Raw genomic sequence first — 17,859 nt, forward strand, 5'->3', positions numbered from 1 at the left:
CCAGGCAGGCTGCCAACCCGCATCGGGCTTACGTAAATGCGATGCGCGTTGGCGGGGGGGGCTAAAAACTGTCTAGTTCTAAAGGACTAGTGTCCCTAGTGCCAATGCATGGCGGGTTCTAGCGCACCGAGGAATGGGCGGCGGCGAGCGAAGTGCCTACACTCTCAGCAAGTAAGTAATGAATGATGTGGGCAGCGTGCCCTATTGAAATGGAGTTTGCGATGAGTCATTTTCTGGATAGATTGAAGTTCATGTCGAAGGTGAAGGCTACCTATTCCGACGGTCACGGTGCAGTAGTTAACGAAGACCGTCAATGGGAGAACGCCTACCGTTCGCGCTGGCAGCATGACAAGATAGTGCGTTCTACCCATGGCGTGAATTGCACAGGCTCTTGCTCGTGGAAGGTGTATGTCAAGAATGGTTTGATTACCTGGGAAACTCAGCAAACCGATTACCCGCGCACCCGTCCCGATCTGCCGAATCACGAACCACGCGGTTGTCCGCGTGGCGCATCGTACAGCTGGTATGTGTATTCGGCCCAGCGCGTCAAGTATCCGATGATTCGCGGTCGCTTGATGGAAATGTGGCAAGAAGCACGCAAGACTATGGGTCCTATCGACGCTTGGGAATCGATCAGCCAGAATCCCGAGAAAGCCAAACGTTATAAATCGGTCCGTGGTCTGGGTGGATTCGTACGGGCTGACTGGGATACCGCGCAGGAAATGATCGCAGCCTCGAATGCTTTTACGATTAAAAAATTCGGCCCGGATCGGGTGGTCGGTTTTTCGCCTATCCCGGCGATGTCTATGGTCTCGTATGCGGCGGGTTCGCGTTACCTGAGTTTGATCGGTGGCGTACCTTTGTCTTTCTATGACTGGTACTGCGATTTGCCACCAGCCAGCCCGCAAGTTTGGGGCGAACAGACCGATGTACCTGAATCGGCTGATTGGTATAACTCGACTTACCTGATGGTATGGGGTTCGAACGTACCGCAAACCCGTACTCCGGATGCCCACTTCTATACGGAAGTGCGTTATAAGGGTACCAAGACGGTTGCAGTATCGAGCGATTTCGGCGAGATGGTCAAGTTTGGCGATATCTGGATGGCGCCAAAACAAGGAACCGACGCCGCACTGGCGATGGCGATGGGCCATGTGATCCTGAAAGAATTCCACTTAGAGAACAAGTCTCCGTATTTCTGCAGCTATGTTAAACAATATACCGACATGCCTATGTTGGTGCGTCTGGTTGAGCGCAACGGCTGCTATGTGCCGGATCAAATGCTGCGTGCATCGCAAATGCCGGGCGGTCTGGATGAAGCGAATAATGGCGACTGGAAGACCCTCGCGATTGATGAAACGACGGGCAAAATCGTCTCGCCGAATGGTTCTATCGGTTACCGCTGGGGCGAAGGCAAGTTTGATGACGCTGCCAAAGTCGGCCGCTGGAATCTGGAAGCCAAAGACGGTGGCTCTGGCCGTGCGATCGACCCTCAGCTAAGTTTAATCGGCAAACATGATGAGATCGTTAGTGTCGGTTTCAGTTACTTCGGCGGCAATGATGCCAACGATATGCTGCTGCGTAATTTGCCTGCCAAACGCATTACCTTAGGCGACGGCAGCGTCGCTTTGGTGGCGACTGTGTATGACTTGTCTATGGCTAACTATGGTGTCGATCAGGGTTTGGGTGGCGCTGTCGCTCACTCATATAATGACGATATTCCTTACACTCCAGCCTGGCAGGAAAAACACACCAGCGTCAAACGTGATCTGGTGATACAGGTGGCGCGTGAGTTCGCGCAAAATGCCCACGATACCGAAGGTAAGAGCATGGTGATCGTCGGTGCTGCCTTGAACCACTGGTACCACAACGACATGATCTATCGCGGCATCATCAATATGCTGATGATGTGTGGCTGCGTCGGTAAATCCGGCGGCGGCTGGGCCCATTATGTCGGACAGGAAAAACTACGTCCGCAATTCGGCTGGGCACCTTTAGCTTTTGCCAGTGACTGGGTACGTCCGGCACGTCAGATGAACGGCACTAGTTTCTTCTATGCGCATACTAGTCAATGGCGTCATGAGAAATTGGCGATGGATGAAATTCTGGCACCAACTGCAGACAAATCCAAGATCAGTCATATGAGCATGATCGATATGAATGCCAAGTCCGAGCGCCTGGGTTGGTTGCCATCGGCTCCGCAATTGGAAACTAATCCTTTGGATATCTGCGATGCTGCGGCTAAAGCAGGTGTTGATCCGGTTGAATATCTGAAGACGGGCTTGAAATCTGGCACCGTGAATATGAGCTGCGACGATCCAGATAATCCTAAAAATTTCCCGCGCAATATGTTTGTCTGGCGCTCGAATATCCTGGGTAGTTCAGGCAAGGGTCATGAATACTTTTTGAAATATTTACTCGGCACCCAGAATGCCTTGTTCGATGATCCGGATGACGCGGTCAAACCAACGGAAGTGAAGTTCCGCCCGGTGGCTGCCGAGGGTAAACTTGATTTATTGGTGGTACTCGATTTCCGTATGAGCACCACTTGCCTGTATGGCGATATCGTCTTGCCGACCGCGACCTGGTATGAAAAAGATGATCTGAATACTTCAGACATGCATCCTTTCATCCATCCATTAAGCGAGGCAGTGCAACCGCTATGGGAAAGCAGAACGGACTGGGAAATCTACAAAGGTATCGCCAAAAAGTTTACTGAAATCGGTGGCGAATATCTGGGCACCCGCAAGGACATCGTGCTGCAACCTCTGATGCACGATACCCCGGGCGAACTCGGTCAAGCATTTGAACCGAAAGACTGGAAAAAAGGTGAATGCGATCTGATCCCAGGTAAGACAGCGCCTAACATGATCGTGGTGGAACGTAACTACAACGATATTTACAAGAAATTCACCTCGATCGGACCTTTGCTCGATAAATTGGGTAATGGCGGCAAAGGGATTAACTGGAACACCGAGCACGAAGTCAAAGAAATAGGCGGCATCACCAAGCTGGTAACGGAAGAGGGCGTCAGCAAAGGCCGTCCACGTCTGGAAACGGCGATTGATGGCTGCGAGATGATTTTGACTTTTGCACCGGAAACCAATGGACACGTATCAGTCAAGGCATGGGAAGCGCTAGGCAAGATTACCGGGCGTGACCATACTCATCTGGCGGTTGGGCGCGAGCATGACAAGATCCGTTTCCGCGATGTGCAGGCACAGCCGCGCAAGATTATTTCGGCACCGACCTGGTCAGGACTGGAATCGGAAGAAGTCAGTTATAGCGCTGGTTACACCAATGTGCATGAATACATCCCTTGGCGCACGCTGACCGGTCGTCAGCAGTTTTATCAGGATCACCGCTGGATGCTCGATTTTGGTGAAGGTCTGTGTGTTTACAAGCCAGCGATCGACACCAAAACAGTGGCGCCGATGCTGGGCAAGTCGCCGAATGGTGAGAAAGAGATTGTTCTTAACTTTATTACGCCGCATCAGAAATGGGGCATCCATTCCACTTACTCTGACAACCTTCGCATGCTCACTTTAAGCCGTGGCGGTCCGCACGTCTGGATCTCTGAGATCGAAGCGAAAGAAGCCGGTCTGGTCGATAACGATTGGGTAGAAGTGTTTAACAGTAACGGCACTTTGACAGCCCGCGTGGTAGTGAGCCAACGTGTGCCAAAAGGTATGTGCCTGATGTACCACGCCCAGGAAAAGATCATCAATACACCTGGTGCGGAGTTGTCCGGCAAGCGCGGCGGTATCCATAATTCTGTGACCCGTGCGGTACTCAAACCGACGCACATGATAGGTGGTTATGCGCAGCAGGCTTACGGCTTTAACTACTACGGTACGGTAGGCAGTAACCGCGATGAATTTATTGTTCTGCGTAAGATGAAAAAAGTGGACTGGTTGGATGGTCCATTAGATGAAGTAGAACATGACAAAAAGGCAGAAGGAGCAGCATCATGAGAATTCGCGCACAAGTAGGCATGGTGCTTAACCTGGACAAATGCATAGGTTGTCACACCTGTTCCGTGACTTGCAAAAACGTCTGGACCAGCCGTGATGGTGTCGAGTACGCCTGGTTCAATAACGTAGAGACCAAGCCAGGTATCGGCTACCCCAAAGAATGGGAAAACCAAAAGAAATGGAAGGGCGGCTGGCACAGGAATGAAGCCGGCAAGCTGGAACCAAAACAAGGCGGCAAGCTGCGCATCTTGAGCAACTTGTTTGCCAATCCGAACCTGCCTTCGATCGATGATTACTACGAGCCATTTACTTTTGATTACGAACATCTGCAAAATGCACCCTTGATGCAGACACCACCGACCGCAAGGCCAGTGTCCGTCATCACCGGTAAAAAGATGGACAAGATCGTCTGGGGCCCGAACTGGGAAGACGATTTGGGTGGCGAATTTAGTTCGCGCAGCCGTGATCAATTGTTTGAAGGCGTACAAAAAGAGATGTATTCGACTTTTGAATCCACCTTCATGATGTACTTACCTCGTTTGTGCGAACACTGCCTGAATCCGGCCTGCGTCGCATCTTGCCCATCCGGCTCTATCTACAAACGCGAAGACGACGGTATCGTTTTGGTGGATCAGGATAAGTGCCGCGGCTGGCGTATGTGCATCTCCGGTTGTCCGTATAAAAAGATTTACTACAACTGGAGTTCAGGCAAGGCCGAGAAGTGCACGTTTTGCTACCCGCGTATCGAAGCCGGTCAGCCGACTGTGTGTTCGGAAACTTGTGTAGGTCGTATCCGTTATCTAGGTGTCTTGCTGTATGACGCAGACAAGATAGAGTCGGCAGCTTCAGTACCGAACGAGCAAGATCTGTACGAGGCGCAACTCGATTGTTTCCTCGATCCGCACGACCCCGCCGTGATTGCAGAAGCACGCAAGCATGGTATTCCTGATAGCTGGATTACTTCGGCTCAGAAGTCGCCGGTGTACAAGATGGCAGTCGAATGGAAGATCGCTTTCCCTCTGCATCCTGAATACCGTACCTTGCCTATGGTCTGGTATGTGCCGCCACTGTCGCCGATCCAGAAAGCGGCAGAAGCTGGCCACATGGGCATGAACGGGATAATTCCTGACGTCAAATCCTTGCGGATACCTATGCGTTATCTGGCAAATTTGCTGACTGCCGGTAAAGAAGAGCCGATCATGAAGGCGCTGGAAAGAATGTTGGCGATGCGTGCCTATAAACGTTCTGAAGTTGTACATGGTCAGCTGGATCACGAGGTATTGCAACAAGTAGGCTTGAGCGCGGCCCAGGTAGAAGACATGTACCAGACTTTGGCGATTGCCAATTACGAAGACCGTTTTGTGATCCCGTCTTCGCATAAAGAAATGGTGGAAGACAGTTTCAACGAAAAAGGCAGCTGCGGCTTTACCTTTGGCAATGGCTGTTCGGGCGGCACTTCGGATGGATCGTTGTTCGGCAGGAAGCCACAGGGCAGTGTGATTTTTGTCGATATGCCGAAGTCGAGGAAGAAGATGTCGACCATCGATTAGGGCGCATCTATAAATCCAATTGTCGGGCGCATAGCTGCGTCGATGTGGCAAATGCGATCCTCGCAATACCGACGTATTGCTCCGGTTTGCGCCTTGCTCTGCATCCCGAGAATTGAATTTCTAGTCGACCCTTGGAAACAGAGTTTTCACCGCAGAGAAATCTGAAGTTGTAACAAAAGGAAATATCATGCAAATTTATCGCATCTTATCAGCACTACTCAGCTACCCGCAGCCGGACCTGATTGCGGCCATCCCTGAGATTGAGCAAGCGCTTGCCGCTGATCCAGAATTTCTGCAGCCGCTGCAACCTTTGCTAAGCTATCTCAAGACCAGCAATCTGATCGCGCTGCAAGAAAATTATGTAGGCACGTTCGATCGCACGCATTCTTTGTCCTTACATTTGTTTGAACACATCCATGGCGAAAGCCGTGATCGTGGTCAGGCCATGGTGGATCTCATCGACGAGTATCGCCGTCACGGCTTTGAACCCGAAGCCAGTGAGTTGCCTGATTTTGTGCCGCTGTTTTTGGAATTTTTGAGCCTGATGGATCAGGAAACTTCGGAGAAACTGTTAGGCGAAGCGATCCATGTATTAGCGGCGATCGGCATGCGTCTCAAACGCAACGACAGCCCGTACAACGGTATCTTCATGCTTCTGACGACTCTGACCGATGTGGTGCCACAGGAGCAGGGCGAGCCGCCGGTGCGTGATATGGATGATGCGATGGAAACCTTCGGCCCTGGTGCCGATGGAGTTGAGCCCTTGCTGAAACCGAATATGTCGGGCTGTTCTTCCTCGTCCAAACCAGTCAATTTTTACCCACGGCAGCCGCACTCCAGCACTAGTGCAGCCGCTCAATAAGGAGATACGATCATGAGCTATCTGCATCAATTTATCTACGGGATTTATCCCTACATCGCACTGGCGATCTTCCTGTTCGGCAGCCTGGCGCGTTTCGAGCGTGAGCAATACACATGGAAGAGTGACTCTTCGCAGATGCTGCATGAAGGCAATCTGCGGCTCGGGAATATCCTGTTTCATGTTGGCATACTTGGTCTGTTCTTCGGGCACTTAGTCGGCTTGCTGACACCAGTTATCGTCTGGGATACGATAGGCGTTTCTCATACCTTCAAGCAGATGATCGCCATGGTAATGGGGGGCGTTTTCGGTACCTTGTGTATGCTTGGCCTGCTGATTTTGCTGCACCGTCGCCTGACTAATCCACGTATCGCTGCCGTGACTAAAACTGGCGACAAGGTCTTGCTGCTCTGGATCTTTGTTACCCTGGGTCTGGGTCTCTCGACGATTTTCGAATCTGCCAATCACACTGACGGTCACATGATGGTCTTGCTGATGACTTGGGCCCAGCATATTGTGACTTTCCGTGGCGATGCCGCTGAATTCATCGTCGCTGCACCTTTGTTGTTCAAGCTGCACCTGTTCATGGGCTTATCTCTTTTCGTAATTTTTCCATTCACGCGTCTGGTGCATGTCTGGAGCGGTTTTGCTTCGGTAGGCTATATCAGCCGCGCTTGGCAGTTGGTCCGCCCCCGTTAATTTTTAGGAGAACATCATGTCAGTGATCGTCAATGGATATGAACTGAACGACGCCGAGATGGAGCAAGAATTACCGAACCATCAGGACGCAGCGGATGCCGTGCAAAGTGCCATGACGGCATTGGTATTGCGCCGGGTGCTGCTCGATGAAGCGCGCCAGTTGCAACTGCAGGCGGATAAGGATGAAGAGTTGATCGAAGCCTTGTTGCGCCAGGAAGTTAAGGTGCCGATGCCGGGTCGTGAAGAATGTCTGCGTCAATATCAAACTCATCCAGCACGCTTTACGGTTGGTGAGTTGGCTGAGGCCAGTCATATCTTGTTTCAGGTAACCAATGGCGTCGATCTGGAAGCGCTGCGCAAACACGCCTCGATAGTATTGGCTGATTTGCTGCAAGAGCCTTGCTTGTTTGCCGCATGCGCCAAGGCCAATTCAAATTGTCCTTCCAGCGAAGTCGGCGGCAGCCTGGGGCAAGTGGGGCGCGGTGCTACGGTGCCTGAATTCGAGCAAGCCTTGTTCGTCGCCGAAGCAGGCAGCATTATTCCACGTCTGGTCGAGACACGCTTTGGCCTACATATCATACAAGTCGGTCGCAAGGTAGAAGGGCGCTTGCGTCCCTTTGAAGAAGTCGAGAGCAAGATCGCCGATGCGATGCGCATGGCCAGCCATGACCATGCGGTACGCCAGTATCTGCAATTGCTGGTGGGGCGCGCGAAGATTTCCGGCATCGATCTACCCGGTGCGGATAGTCCGCTCGTGCAGTAGTAAGTAGGGTGCGCCATGCGCACCTATCTCCAATTTTCAAATTCTGATGGTGCACATGGCGCAGCCTACAGAAAAAATAGAAGGTAAAAAAATGTCTCAGGCAATGATGAAATTGGTAACGCAGCACAACGAATGCGATGATCAACTGAACCGCTGCGAAGCCGCTTTGCATAAAGGCGATCTGGCTTCTGCAGGACGCAACTTCCGTCTGTTTAGCGAATTTTTGGACAGCCACTTTGCGCTGGAAGAAAACAAGCTTTTCCCTGCTTTTGAAAAAGCTACAGGGATGACGAGTGGCCCCACAGTTGTGATGCGTGGCGAGCACGCCGAAATCCGTAGTCTGCGTGACGAAGCCTATGCCGCAATAGAGGCAAATCAAGCGCAACAGGCATTAGCCGTGATCGATACCCTAAACGTCTTGATACAGCAACACAATGTGAAGGAAGAGAACGTGCTTTATCCTATGTGCGGCGGTAGCATTCTTAATCTTGATGCGGCGCTTGACTTTGGCAGTACTTGCTGTGGCTCTTGTTCATAAGCGGACGTAAAAGCAGACGCAAAACCAGACACTAAAATAGACGTTAAAGATAGCTAACTTCAGAATCAAGGCGATTTTGGCCACTGTAAAAATCCTCAACTACGAATTAGCACCGTCGCCAGCGACAATTTTTGGTTGTCTGTTGCCAGCGCCCTGGTTGGGGATGGTGGCCGGTCTCTTGCTCGCGTTCCTGCCCGCGAACGGTTTGCCAGATCGCTTCGCGCCTCTGACGCTGGCCCTCACTCACTGTTTAGTATTGGGCATGCTGGCACCGATCATGATAGGTGCCTTATTTCAGCTCATGGCGGTGGTCGGTGGCCAGACCGTTAACGCGGCAGCGTATATTTCTCCCTTTGTCGCAATCGGCTCGGCTTTGATTGCGGGTGCACTCTGTTTCGGTTTTCTAATGGGCGATACGCGCGGCTTCATGGTTGCCGCAGGCCTGGCAGCCTTGTTGTACGGCGCTGTCGTGCTAGCTTTGGCAAGTACCGCTTGGCGCGTCACAGTACTAGACGCGACTACCCGAACTTTGGCATGGATTTGCGTGCCATTGACTATCGTGGTGAGTTTGGGAATAGGCCTGGCGGGTGCTCTGGCCGGGCGGTGGTCAATTGATGTGTTGTATTGGCTGGATTTGCACGTGGCATGGGGCGTCGTAGGATGGATAGCCACATTAGTCATAGGCATCGCCTTTACCGTTGTCCCTATGTTCTGGCAAACCCCCAAGCCTAGCCTCTGGTGGCAGCGCAGTCTGCCGGGACTACTTTGCTTGCCATTGCTGGCGATGCCTATTGCTATGCTGCGCGAGTCATCTATCTTACTCGCTTGCCTGTTGGTGATGGCTTTCGCGCTGCTTGCGATGCGAGCTGTGTGGCGTGCCAAGCGAAGTTTCGATCCGGCTTGGATACTCTGGCTGGTGTGCACCCTTAGCTGGTTTTTTGCAGCATTTTTGACTGCCAGTTCTCTCTTGTTTGAAGCCCAACTGCCATCGAGATTAACTGCCAGTTTACCGTGGTGGATAGGGGTGCTGGCCTTGGTCGGGGGCGCGGTGCTGCCAGTCAATGCCATGCTGGGTAAGATCATCCCGTTTCTGGTGTTTATGCACTTACGTCGGCAAATACCTATGGGGCGGCGGGTGCCGACCATGCAGGCCGTATTGCCACCGCAGCGCCTGAAATGGCAAGCACGTGTGCTCTTGCTCGCTTTCTTGTTATTGCTGTTACTGCCTGTGATGCCAAGCGTGCTGGTGCTTGCTGCCGGACTGGCCTTCGCGCTTTCACAGGGCATGATGGGCGCACTGTTAATGCTATGCCTGTTTTCGTATCGGCGCGAGCTACTACCGGTTCTGATGGCTAACAAGGTTAAAAAGTAGCGTGCTCAGGCCAATCGAAAAGCCAGCACCGATCAGCCTCAGAATAAATTTAAGCGCCATGCCAGGGCGCATATTCCATGCGGCTTTCAAGGCAGATAGGCTGCAAACCCGCATAGAATATGCGCGGTGGTGGGGTGCTTAAATAAAATCAGAGTAAGCCGCATCCCCCAAACGAACTAGGTAGAAATAGCTTGGCGGCGAATGGTCAATTCAGACTTTCGCTAGCACAATGAAGTCATGGAAACTTCTTGCCCCCCAACTTCCCGTCTTTCTCCTGCGCTGATCGATAGATTTGGTCGCCGAGTCAGCTATTTGCGGCTATCGGTGACCGATCGCTGTGACTTGCGTTGTAGTTATTGCTTGCCGAAGGGTTTTTCCGGGTTTGAAGAGCCAGAGAATTGGTTGCGTTTTGATGAGATAGAGCGGGTGGTCGCGGCATTTGCGCGTATGGGCGTATCGCGCTTGCGCATGACGGGCGGTGAGCCCTTGTTGCGCCGTCATTTGCCTAAGCTGGTAAGTAGTTTGTCCGACTTGCCAGGCTTAAAAGATATTTCACTCTCTACCAATGCCACCCAGTTACATAAACATGCAGTTGCTTTGCGCTCTGCAGGCGTAAGTCGTATTAATGTCAGTCTCGATAGCTTGGATAAAGCCTGCATGGAAAAGATTACCGGGCGCGATAGCTTGGTCAGCATCATGGCGGGGTTGCAAGCGGGCAAGCAGGCCGGTTTCGATCCGATTAAACTCAATATGGTGGTGATGCGTGGCGTTAATGATCACGAGGTCCTGCGTATGGCGCAATATTGTTTTGAAGAAGGTTTTATACTCAGGCTGATAGAGGCTATGCCTATGGGCGAGACCGGGCGCAATAGTCAGTATCTGGATGTGGGACCGATACGCGAGCAATTGGTCAGGCAATTTAATCTGAAACCTGCAGCGGCCGAATTGGGCGGTGGCCCGGCGCGGTATTGGAGTACCCAAGACGGCAAGGGTACTATCGGTTTCATCTCTCCTATCAGTCAACATTTTTGCGCTACCTGTAACCGAGTGCGTCTGTCGGTTGACGGTACTCTGTACATGTGTCTGGGCCAGGAGGAAAAATTTGAATTGCGGCCCTTGCTGAGGGCAGGCATTAGCGATGCCGAATTGGAGTCGGCGATACGTGCCGCGATAGAATTAAAGCCGGAGCGGCATGAATTTAACGATAATCCGTATAAAATCATCCGTTTCATGGCACAAACCGGAGGTTGATGTGACTATCCACAATATTTCCCATTTCATAGAGGGTTTTCAACGGTTTCAAAGTAAATATTTTTCTGGCGAAAAGCATCTTTATGAAAAACTCAATAACGGCCAGAAACCGACCACTTTATTGATAGGCTGCTGTGACTCACGCGTCGATCCGGCATTATTGCTCGATTGCGATCCAGGCGATATATTTGTGATCCGTAATGTCGCCAATCTGGTGCCGCCTTGCAATGAGGCTGGCCATCAACAGGGCGTTAGCGCGGCGGTGCAATTTGCGGTCGAGGCGCTCAATGTCAAGCGTGTCATCGTCATGGGCCACGAAAAATGCGGCGGTATCCGGGCCTTGATGCAGGGCTATAAACCCAGCCGCAAACTCGATTTTATCGGGCGCTGGATGAAAATTGTAGAACCGGTCAAACAGCAGGTCTTGCAACAATTGAGTCATTGTTCGTTGGAAGAACAAAACCGCGCCTGTGAACTAGGCGCGATTATCATGTCACTGAATAATTTGCGTAGCTTCCCCTGGGTCGCTGAACGCGAGGCTAGAGGCGAAATCGCGCTGCATGGCTGGTATTTCGATATGAGTAATGGTGCGCTATTGGCCTATTCAGATCGCACCGATAGTTTTCTTCCTATGGTTTGTCCTTTAGGTATCGTCAATGAGGTCCATAGCGGAAATCTCACCGCGACAAGTTACGCTGAAGTGACGATCTAGTTAGTTTGACCGATACTGTGTTGTCGCGCTTGAAAAGCGTCTACACTGAGCTTAATTTTTAATGCTTAACTCTTACTTATGAAGTCGACACATGGACGCAGCGCAGAGTTTGCCTATAGGTAAACGACTTACTTTCCGAATTTTACTCACCACCCTGATCGGCCTGGCACTGACCTTGATGGCAATCGGTTATACCTTGCTGTTGTCTTGGCAACTTGAGGGTGGTGCCGCCGCGATTAATGAGGCTGGCAGCTTGCGGGTACGCTCCTATCGCCTGGCAATGGTACTCGAGCATGTGAGTAGCACCACCGCTGACGAAGAATTAGCGCAATTTAATAGTACTTTGCTCGATTTACAGATGGGAGATCCCAAGCGGCCATTGTTTTTGCCAGCCACGGCAGCCATCCGTGAACAAATGCGTTTGGTACAAGCTGATTGGCAGCAGCGTATGCAAGTTTATGCGAGTCGCGCCAAACAAGAAACCCAAGAGTACAACAAGCAACAAGCGATTAAAGAATACGCCGATGCTTTGCCGAGTTTTGTCGATCGCATCAATACACTAGTAACACTCGTAGAAGTTGAGCTCTCAGAAAAAACAACTTGGTTACGTTTGTGCCAAACCATGCTGATTTTTATGTCACTGGCAGCGAGCGTCGCCTTGCTGTATCTGCTCTATCTGTGGATAGTCGGGCCGGTGACACGGATGCAAAGCGGGATTGCTCGCATGACGAAAGATGATCTCAGTGTGCGCTTACCGATAGAGACCGAGGATGAATTTGGTGTCTTGGCACAAGCATTTAATCAGATGGCTGACCGCGTGCAAACCGTACACCGTACCCTGGAGATACGGGTACTGCAAAAAACCGCCAAGCTACAGGAACAAAATTATGAGATGAGCACTTTGTATGAAGTCGCCGCTTTCCTGGCGGGTCCACACGCAATCGAAGAATTATGTCGCGGGTTTCTGCACAGGATCATGCAGCGTATTAAGGCTGAAGGTGGCACTGTGCGTATTCTTGATAATCATAGTGATAATTTGCATATTACTGTACACGAAGGTATTTCTGAAAAAATGGTGGAGGAAGAGCATTGCATCAAGACCTCCGATTGTTTATGTGGTGCCGCCGTCAGCCAAGGGATCATCCTGGTCAGAGATTTTCGTAAGATCGATACGCAAAAACGTTATCGTTGTGAGGAAGAAGGTTTTTTCTCAATCGCAGTATTTCAGATACTCGCAAGAGAACAGGTGATAGGTAGTTTCTCTCTGCATTTTACCCACGAACGCGTGATCACCAGCGAAGAGCGTCGTTTGCTAGAAATCCTAGGTAAAAACCTGGGTGTGGCGATAGAAAATCAGCGACTAATCGCCAAAGAAAAAGAGTTTGCCGTATCGCAAGAACGTAATTTGCTGGCACAGGGTTTGCACGACAGTATTGCGCAGGGGCTCAATTTTTTAAACCTACAAGTACAGATGCTGGAAGACTCTTTGAGCCGCAATGATCTGCAGGAAGTATCCGATATCGCGCCCTTATTAAGAGCAGGTGTGGAAGAAAGTTATGAAGATGTGCGCGAATTGCTTTTGAATTTTAGAACCCGGCTGCAGGACTCTAATTTAGAGTCGGAAATGCGCAATGTATTGAGTAAATTTCAGCGTCAGACGGGGGTGCATGGCGTCATAGAGTTTTTTGGTAGCGGCGCACCAGTCGCTCCCGAGCAGCAGTTGCAGATACTATTTATTCTGCAAGAGGCCTTATCGAATGTGCGTAAGCATGCACAGGCTAGTGAGGTTAAAGTCAAAATAGAAAATGAACGAGACTTTAAGCTGATCATCAGCGATGATGGTCAAGGATTTACTTCGGAAACCGCACAGCAGAAAGGTGACGCCCATGTCGGCCTGCACATCATGCGTGAACGTGCCGAACGGCTTTCCGCACAATTTGAAATACACAGCGTGGTAGGGCAGGGCACCACAATTTCTCTGCACCTGCTAAGGCAAGAGCGTCTAGTCGCTTAGCTTAGTTTAGTTTAGTTTAGTTTAGTTTAGTTTAGTTTAAAACATTCAGGATTTACGCAAAAACGCCCCCGCGTCCTGGTCTCCGACTTGCCATACTTAATACCGTGTTCGGCGGTACGCCTCGCTGGAACAATTTTGCGTAAGTCCTAACATTAAAAAAATAATCGAGGATATGCATGACAATTAAAATTCTATTAGTCGATGATCACACACTTTTTCGTAGTGGGATTAAATTATTGCTGCAACGTAATCCGGAGTTCGAGATTGTTGGCGAGGCATCAGATGGTTTGGAGGGCGTAAAGCGCGCCAAACAATTGCGACCGGATGTGGTTTTGATGGACCTAAATATGGCGGGGCTATCGGGCTTGGAAGCGATGCAATTGATTGTGGAAGATATGCCTGAGGTGGCAGTGTTGATGCTGACGGTGTCGGAAGAAGCTGAGGATTTGAGTACCGCGCTAAAAAACGGCGCGCGCGGCTATCTATTGAAAAATATAGAGGCGGATTATCTGACGCAGTCTATCAAACGTGCCGCAGCAGGTGAAGCAGTGATTGCTGACGCAATGACAGCTAAGCTAGTCATGCAATTTCGATCCGGCATGAACACCCCCGTAGTGGCTGAAAAAGAAAAATTAACGCCGAGAGAGCGTGAGACCATGGTCTGCGTGGCGCGCGGAGAGAGTAATAAAGAGATCGCCCGTAATCTCAATGTCGCCGAGAGCACGGTGAAAATTCATGTGCAGAATATTTTGAAAAAACTCAATTTAAGTAGTCGTGTGCAAATTGCGGTGTATGCCGTTGAACGAGGTCTTGATAAGTAACTCCGCTAAAGTTGGTAATTGATTCTGGTTCCTTTGCAGTCCCTATCTAGTTCTATCGACGTATAGTCGCAGCCATTTAGCTCACCTAAACTTGACCTTAATCAATTTAAAGGGGGGGGCTGGAAATGAATAAGATTAATTTGCAAGGATTGCTCAGTAATCAAGCATTGTTTCGACATATTTCTCCATTTGAGCTCGAAGCTTTGCAAAAAGAAGTAGTCAAGGTGGAGCTCGATAAGGGCCTTACTCTGTTTCAGAAGGGCGATATCGCGGATGGTTCCTATATCGTGGTATATGGCTTGGTGAAACTGGGAATCCCTTCTTCACATGGAAATGACAAAGTCCTTGAACTGATACGACCTGGCCAGAGTTTTGGTGAGGCTATGCTGTTTTTAGATGAGCCTTATCCATTTTATGCCGAAGCTTTGGAGCCAACGCTGTTATTGCGCTTGCCAAAAAACGCACTGTTTCGCTTACTCGAACAGTCTCCTCTGATCGCAAAGCAAATGATGGCGGGTCTGTCTAGCCGCTTGCTGGGATTCATGCGCGATGTTGAGCGTCATTCCCTACAAAATGCCAAACAACGCGTGATCGATTACTTATTGCAGGTGTCAGGCATACAGGGAACGGCGAATATACGGCTTGAGCTAAAGAAAAATTTAGTGGCATCGCTACTCAATTTGTCGCCAGAGACCTTGTCGCGGGTGCTGCATCAATTGGTGGAGGATGATCTGATTCAGGTTAGCGGCTCACATATTCGGATCACCTGTCCTGAGTCGTTGAAAGTGTACCAGCACGGAGATGCACTTAATTTCCGCCATACACCTGAAAACTTGATGAAGAACAATGCAACAGCGAGGCACTTTATATAGCATCATGGTCTATGAAAACCATAGATTTGGTCGCTCCTGCCGGTAGTCTTGTCGCTCTCAAAGCGGCTATAGATAAAGGAGCTAACGCCGTTTATCTCGGCTTACGCAATGCCACTAATGCCCGTAATTTTGGTGGACTTAATTTCGGTGAAAACGATATCCGGCTTGGCGTGGACTATGCCCACGCCCGCGGACGTGAAGTCTTATTCGCTATCAATACCTATCCGCAAGCGCGTGCCGTGCAGGAATGGCGCTCCGCGATCGACACCGCAGTCGCGATGGGAGCCGATGCGGTGATTTTGGCCGATCCAGGTTTAATGGCCTACGCCTGCAATAAACATCCTGATTTACGTCTGCATCTGTCAGTGCAAAGCTCGGCCAGTACGATAGACGCGATCGAGCTGATGCGCGAACAGTTCGGTATCAAGCGTGCCGTGTTGCCGCGCGTATTGACCTTGGGCGAAATAGAGAAAATCATTAAAAACACCACGGTAGAGATCGAAGTCTTTGGCTTCGGTAGTCTGTGCGTGATGGCAGAAGGGCGTTGCCTGCTCTCTAGCTATGTGACCGGCGATTCGCCGAATAATAAGGGCGTTTGCTCGCCCGCCCATGCGATTAGCTGGAAAGAAAAAAATCAGACTTTGCATGCCAGATTGAGCGGTACGCTGATCGATACCTACGCGCCGGGTGAATCGGCCGCTTATCCTACCCTCTGTAAGGGGCGCTTTGAGGTCGAAGGTGAGTTGGACTACGCGCTGGAAGAGCCGACTAGTTTGAACGCCATAGGGCTATTGACAAAATTGCTGAGCATGGGTGTCTCGGCCATCAAAATAGAAGGGCGGCAGCGCAGCCCTAGCTATGTGTCGCAGGTAGTCGGGACGCTCAGGATGGCATTGGATGCCGCAATTAAAGATCCTGAACGCTATTCGCCACGACCGGAATGGCAAAGCGCCTTGGCCAAGCATGCCGAGGGTTCACAGGTGACGCAAGGGGCGTTTGAACGTCCCTGGAAATAATAATGATGATGACTCAGCAAAAAATCTCCCTGGCACCGCTCTCCTATTTTTGGTCGAAAGAGAGCACGCTCGCTTTTTATGCCGACGCAATGGACTGGCCACTCGATATTGTGTATCTCGGCGAAGTAGTTTGTTCGCGCCGTCATTTACTCAAGTTTGAAGACTGGTTCGCGCTGGCCAAAGAAATACGCGAGGCGGGTAAGACGGTAATAATGTCGACCCAGACCTTGATCGAAAATGAGCCCGACCGGCGCGCCATGCATAGGCTGGTAGCGCGGGCGGCTGAGGAGGGGATTGCCGTCGAGGCGAATGACTTTAGTGCGGTTCGAGTCTTGCATCAACTCAAGCAAAATTTTATCGCAGGGCCACATTTAAATATCTATCACAACGATACGCTGGCCTGGTTGGCTGGATTGGGTGCCAGTCGATTCTCGCCGCCGCTGGAGATGGCCGGGATAGATCTGGCGGCAATCCAGAAAGAGAAGTCGGCCAGTATCGAAACTGAGGTGCAAGTCTGGGGGCGGATGGCCTTAGCCTTCTCGGCGCGTTGCTTCACGGCGCGCCATCATCGCTTGCGTAAAGATAGCTGCGAGTTCCGTTGCGATGCCCATCCCGACGGTTTGCCTCTAGCAACCCGTGACGGTAAAATTTTCCTTAACCTGAATGGTATCCAAACCCAAAGCGCCAGTTGCGTCGATTTGGGCGAACAATTGCCAGAACTGCTGAACATGGGAGTGCAAGTGCTGCGCCTGCAGCCGCAGTCTCAGAATATGGCGCAAGTGGTGGCTGCCTTTGATGCAGCACGTAGCGCGCAGACTGTGGCCAAAGTGCCGGATGCTGCCTTGCCAGCCGCTGCCGAACGCAGCAACGGCTATTGGTTTGGTGCACCTGGTATGCAGTGGCAAGCAGCGTGATGCCTTTAAAAAATAATACTAGCATCGGCTAGCTGAGGATAAATTATGCAATTTTCTGATTTCCGTTTTCCATTAGCGTTTAGCCAGATAGGTAAACACCTTCCTTCGCCATTAGCCAGTCTTCCCTTGCTGGCAATGCTGGAGTTGGCACGTCGTCGAGAATGGCTGGTAGCGCCCGAAACGCTGTACGGCAAGAGTTTTTTGATTACGATAGAAGATCTGGGACTGCAACTGCGTTTTGTTTGCGATCAGGGTAAATTTAAGCCCCAGATGTCATCGCAAAGTTCTGCTGCTCCAGCCGATGTACGCTTATCCGCATTAGCGGTAGATTTCTTTCAATTGGCCTCGGGTATGGAAGATGCCGACACCTTGTTTTTTCGCCGTAAGCTCAAGATAGAGGGCGACACCGAACTCGGTGTCGCTGTGAAATACTGGCTGGACGCCAGTGAACGGCCAGCATGGCTAAATAATTTAGCCAGCAAATTAGCCAATTAGAAGGTCGGC

15 protein-coding genes are annotated in these 17,859 nt (G+C 50.8%); all 15 read left to right on the plus strand.

Annotation, left to right across the window (positions count from 1 at the left end):
* The first annotated feature begins 221 nt into the window (after positions 1–221).
* The 15 genes from ACO0K8_RS02695 to ubiT all read left to right on the plus strand — a co-directional run bounded on the left by ACO0K8_RS02695 (position 222) and on the right by ubiT (position 17,850).
* Complete coding sequence (locus ACO0K8_RS02695; protein WP_422945073.1) at positions 222–3,974, plus strand: nitrate reductase subunit alpha; 3,753 nt, start codon at positions 222–224, stop codon at positions 3,972–3,974.
* Entirely contained in the window at positions 3,971–5,524 is a 1,554-nt protein-coding gene (gene narH, locus ACO0K8_RS02700; RefSeq protein ID WP_422945074.1) for a nitrate reductase subunit beta, read from the plus strand. Before ACO0K8_RS02695 ends, narH begins: the two co-directional genes overlap by 4 nt.
* Before the next feature lie 187 nt (positions 5,525–5,711).
* On the plus strand, positions 5,712–6,386 hold the full coding sequence (narJ, locus tag ACO0K8_RS02705) for a nitrate reductase molybdenum cofactor assembly chaperone (RefSeq protein WP_422945075.1): 675 nt from the start codon (positions 5,712–5,714) through the stop codon (positions 6,384–6,386).
* Positions 6,387–6,398: 12 nt separating this feature from the next.
* Positions 6,399–7,082: a respiratory nitrate reductase subunit gamma gene (gene narI, locus ACO0K8_RS02710; RefSeq protein WP_422945076.1), complete on the plus strand. Its 684-nt coding sequence runs from the start codon at positions 6,399–6,401 to the stop codon at positions 7,080–7,082.
* 16 nt (positions 7,083–7,098) lie between these two features.
* A complete protein-coding gene (locus ACO0K8_RS02715; RefSeq protein ID WP_422945077.1) occupies positions 7,099–7,845 on the plus strand; it encodes a peptidylprolyl isomerase in 747 nt (248 codons plus the stop codon).
* Between the two features lie 91 nt (positions 7,846–7,936).
* Entirely contained in the window at positions 7,937–8,383 is a 447-nt protein-coding gene (locus ACO0K8_RS02720) for a hemerythrin domain-containing protein (RefSeq protein WP_422945078.1), read from the plus strand.
* Between the two features lie 76 nt (positions 8,384–8,459).
* Positions 8,460–9,755 carry a hypothetical protein gene (locus tag ACO0K8_RS02725; RefSeq protein ID WP_422945079.1) on the plus strand — a complete coding sequence of 432 codons (1,296 nt, stop codon included), beginning with the start codon at positions 8,460–8,462 and terminating at the stop codon, positions 9,753–9,755.
* A gap of 237 nt (positions 9,756–9,992) precedes the next feature.
* Positions 9,993–11,006 carry a GTP 3',8-cyclase MoaA gene (moaA, locus tag ACO0K8_RS02730; protein ID WP_422945080.1) on the plus strand — a complete coding sequence of 338 codons (1,014 nt, stop codon included), beginning with the start codon at positions 9,993–9,995 and terminating at the stop codon, positions 11,004–11,006.
* 1 nt (position 11,007) lies between these two features.
* On the plus strand, positions 11,008–11,718 hold the full coding sequence (locus ACO0K8_RS02735; RefSeq protein WP_422945081.1) for a carbonic anhydrase: 711 nt from the start codon (positions 11,008–11,010) through the stop codon (positions 11,716–11,718).
* A gap of 91 nt (positions 11,719–11,809) precedes the next feature.
* Positions 11,810–13,732, plus strand: coding sequence for a type IV pili methyl-accepting chemotaxis transducer N-terminal domain-containing protein (locus ACO0K8_RS02740; RefSeq protein ID WP_422945082.1), 1,923 nt, complete (start codon positions 11,810–11,812; stop codon positions 13,730–13,732).
* Positions 13,733–13,908: 176 nt separating this feature from the next.
* Positions 13,909–14,553, plus strand: a complete 645-nt coding sequence (locus tag ACO0K8_RS02745) for a response regulator (RefSeq protein WP_422945083.1) — start codon at positions 13,909–13,911, stop codon at positions 14,551–14,553.
* Between the two features lie 125 nt (positions 14,554–14,678).
* Complete coding sequence (locus ACO0K8_RS02750; RefSeq protein ID WP_422945084.1) at positions 14,679–15,425, plus strand: Crp/Fnr family transcriptional regulator; 747 nt, start codon at positions 14,679–14,681, stop codon at positions 15,423–15,425.
* Positions 15,426–15,436: 11 nt separating this feature from the next.
* A complete protein-coding gene (gene ubiU, locus ACO0K8_RS02755; RefSeq protein WP_422945085.1) occupies positions 15,437–16,441 on the plus strand; it encodes a ubiquinone anaerobic biosynthesis protein UbiU in 1,005 nt (334 codons plus the stop codon).
* A 2-nt stretch (positions 16,442–16,443) separates the two neighbouring features.
* Positions 16,444–17,355 (plus strand): U32 family peptidase, encoded by a 912-nt coding sequence (locus tag ACO0K8_RS02760; protein ID WP_422945086.1) that lies wholly within the window; start codon positions 16,444–16,446, stop codon positions 17,353–17,355.
* Between the two features lie 45 nt (positions 17,356–17,400).
* Positions 17,401–17,850: a ubiquinone anaerobic biosynthesis accessory factor UbiT gene (gene ubiT / locus ACO0K8_RS02765; RefSeq protein ID WP_422945087.1), complete on the plus strand. Its 450-nt coding sequence runs from the start codon at positions 17,401–17,403 to the stop codon at positions 17,848–17,850.
* The last annotated feature ends 9 nt before the right edge of the window (positions 17,851–17,859 follow it).

The sequence above is a fragment of the Undibacterium sp. Ren11W genome, from assembly GCF_049340485.1.
Lineage (GTDB): Bacteria > Pseudomonadota > Gammaproteobacteria > Burkholderiales > Burkholderiaceae_D > Undibacterium.

Bases quoted from the DNA above. Each gene is read 5' to 3' on its own strand.
- ACO0K8_RS02720 (WP_422945078.1), top strand. From the start codon at position 7,937: ATGTCTCAGGCAATGATGAAATTGGTAACGCAGCACAACGAATGCGAT.
- moaA (WP_422945080.1), top strand. From the start codon at position 9,993: ATGGAAACTTCTTGCCCCCCAACTTCCCGTCTTTCTCCTGCGCTGATC.
- ACO0K8_RS02740 (WP_422945082.1), top strand. From the start codon at position 11,810: ATGGACGCAGCGCAGAGTTTGCCTATAGGTAAACGACTTACTTTCCGA.
- ubiT (WP_422945087.1), top strand. From the start codon at position 17,401: ATGCAATTTTCTGATTTCCGTTTTCCATTAGCGTTTAGCCAGATAGGT.
- ACO0K8_RS02745 (WP_422945083.1), top strand. From the start codon at position 13,909: ATGACAATTAAAATTCTATTAGTCGATGATCACACACTTTTTCGTAGT.
- ACO0K8_RS02760 (WP_422945086.1), top strand. From the start codon at position 16,444: ATGATGATGACTCAGCAAAAAATCTCCCTGGCACCGCTCTCCTATTTT.
- ACO0K8_RS02750 (WP_422945084.1), top strand. From the start codon at position 14,679: ATGAATAAGATTAATTTGCAAGGATTGCTCAGTAATCAAGCATTGTTT.
- narJ (WP_422945075.1), top strand. From the start codon at position 5,712: ATGCAAATTTATCGCATCTTATCAGCACTACTCAGCTACCCGCAGCCG.
- narI (WP_422945076.1), top strand. From the start codon at position 6,399: ATGAGCTATCTGCATCAATTTATCTACGGGATTTATCCCTACATCGCA.
- ACO0K8_RS02695 (WP_422945073.1), top strand. From the start codon at position 222: ATGAGTCATTTTCTGGATAGATTGAAGTTCATGTCGAAGGTGAAGGCT.
- ubiU (WP_422945085.1), top strand. From the start codon at position 15,437: ATGAAAACCATAGATTTGGTCGCTCCTGCCGGTAGTCTTGTCGCTCTC.
- ACO0K8_RS02715 (WP_422945077.1), top strand. From the start codon at position 7,099: ATGTCAGTGATCGTCAATGGATATGAACTGAACGACGCCGAGATGGAG.
- narH (WP_422945074.1), top strand. From the start codon at position 3,971: ATGAGAATTCGCGCACAAGTAGGCATGGTGCTTAACCTGGACAAATGC.